Source organism: Oleiphilus sp. HI0128, assembly GCF_001635365.1.
Map to the genome: position 1 here is coordinate 1 of NZ_LWGG01000940.1, position 2,420 is coordinate 2,420.

General features: G+C 45.6%; 3 protein-coding genes. All 3 read right to left on the bottom strand.

Annotation, left to right across the window (positions count from 1 at the left end):
- The coding region (locus A3763_RS15325) for a hypothetical protein (protein WP_197482929.1) at window positions 1–220 on the bottom strand (220 nt) is incomplete at its 3' end.
- A 44-nt stretch (window positions 221–264) separates the two neighbouring features.
- Complete coding sequence (locus A3763_RS15330) at window positions 265–1,983, bottom strand: hypothetical protein (RefSeq protein ID WP_156490165.1); 1,719 nt, start codon at window positions 1,981–1,983, stop codon at window positions 265–267.
- Between the two features lie 106 nt (window positions 1,984–2,089).
- On the bottom strand, window positions 2,090–2,420 hold a 331-nt coding region (locus tag A3763_RS28740; protein WP_197482930.1), incomplete at its 5' end, for a hypothetical protein.

The window sequence follows — 2,420 nt, forward strand, 5'->3', positions numbered from 1 at the left end:
TGTTTTTTCCCTGATCTTCAAAGGCCTGTCCGTAAAAGTTTAAAGGTGTACCGCCACCTTCTTTGTGGCAAGCGTGACAAGATGGCGTATAGCCATAGTGCTGCTTGTATTGACGCGCAAAGGCAGGCATCGCGTAAATGTTTGCGGCATTCAATATCAAAACCAAGGCGAGCGATAGCTGTATGGCCTTTTTCAACATCGCTACTTGAAGTATGTGCATTGATAATATTCTCTCGATTATTCCACGATAGTGATTAGTATAGATTAAAAGCTAAACAAGCTTGGCACCGTGTCTCGCATCAGCTGTAATTCATCACCCTCTTTCCCTTCGTCACTCAAAGCCTCGACAAGCATTTTATACTGCACAGAATCTCTTGGCGGCATTAAGGTACTTTCCTTATCAGTATTCTGATAACGCTCCCAGTCCAGAACGTCTCGAATTTCTGCTTTATCTTTGATCTTATCAAGCACAATTTGCTCGTTATCACCTGACATAAAATCAAGGCGCTTAGCAGGGTTACCTCGATGACAAGTGAAGCAATACTGCTCAAACAACTTAAGTTCTTGATATTCGTTTATCTCTAACTTAGGCGCGCTACTCACTCGTGGCAAAGACATGTCAGATGTATCTAAACAACAATACTGAAGATCCTTAGCTAATAAAGCCTTCATAGTTGCCACCCGAGAAAAAGGCTTTGCTTCAAAGAATTCAACCGGTAAGTCAGAAACTCTTTGCAAGATGGCGTCTATCTTGTAGCTATAGTGAGCGTTGAGTGTTTTCAAATCTGAGTCAGTGAAGAAACTGGCGATACCATAGACACCATCGATATCCGATTTACTTAGCGTTTGTTTTGGCTCCCGCTTCGTTAATGGGTCCTGCCTTGGTGGCAGAGGTGGTAGCTTTTCAAACGCATTGAGATCTTCATTGTCTTTGGCGCCGTCACCAAAGCTAATATCAGGAGTAAGGGTTGCGTATAGCCACTCGGTAAAGGTGTTTGACTCACCACTTGGGTCTCGATTAGCCAAGTCGGATTGTGGCACCTTAATGCCCGTCTCGGGATAAGTATTCGCCCAGAGCTTGAGTAAGGTATTCACCTCTTTACTCATTGAATCAAACAAGCCTGGCTGATCTGCGTAACGTAGAGCGAGTGACAATAGTGCACGTCGACACTCATTGCCTTCGACTCCACAAGCATCTAGCCATACGCGCTGGCTAGCTACATGAAAATTTCCAACATCAGTGAGTTCATCAAAACGCTCAGGCGTAGCCAGCGGTTGTTCAATGTCTACCCCCCAATAAGGCTCGTTACCTCTGGCCGCCTGTATACGTTTAGCAACACTTAACTGTCCATTGGTTTCTTGCCAAGGGCGCTGCGAGAAAATAGGCCCGCCCCCTTGGTGGCAGGTCAGGCAGATCGCTCGACGAGTATAGACAATTCTTGGCACACACCCTTCACAATAATTTTGCACCAGCTGAAACTCAAACCGCCCTGCGCCTTCATTGTAGCTAAGCACCTCTATTTCATTTGCCCCTTCGACTAGCGCAACAAAAAGCTGGCCTTGGGTATTCATACCCAAACCCGCTGGGGTGTTTTCTTCCTGAAAGTCTGGCGCAATCAGTATTCGAGGTAAATGATGATCAGCTTGGCCTTTTAGCAGTGAACGGCCATCAGGAATCAGCAATGACAGCGGCGCTTCACCTTCAGGGTGCTGGCTCTGCAAGAGCTTGATCATTTCAGTAAAAGGGTAAGGCAAGCCATCATTCTGCGCGATTATATGGTCGAACAAAGAACGGGTTCCCTCAGGAGGGAGGTCTGTATCAGGTATCAGCTGACTATGCAGAGACGACTCTTCTACACCATCAAGAGATTGAGTGAGTTCAGAAATAGACGGATTATCAGCGTGATTGATAGACCAATATGTAATGCCAATAGCGAGCATACACAACAGGACTAACGCACTTATTGCTCTAGATAGATTCATTATTAACATTGCCCAGCTAAAGCAGCCCTTGTGATAACAAAGCTGCCTCAGCTCAAGCAATTAGGCCTCCCCATTCGTTTTTCATGACAAACATGAGTACCAAACGTTACATGAGTTTCAAGAATTCACGTAGGGCTAGTTTTTCTTCTGCAGGTAGATCTATACCAAACTGGTGGCCTTTGTTCTCAACAAAATCACCGCACTTCAAGAATACTGCATCATGTGGATTAGACGAAAGTACATGCGCAGCAGGCGTGCCTTTAGGGAAATGGACAATGCCATCTGGCTGACCGCTTAAGGTAATATTCAGGTCATGCTGTAACTTAGTGATCTTCTGCGGGCGACTGTTCTCTGCCAGCGGATCGTCAGACTTCATCAACTCATCGAAGGCCATTTCGAATTGTTCGATACGTCCTTTAACCGTGTAGTCAGGTGAA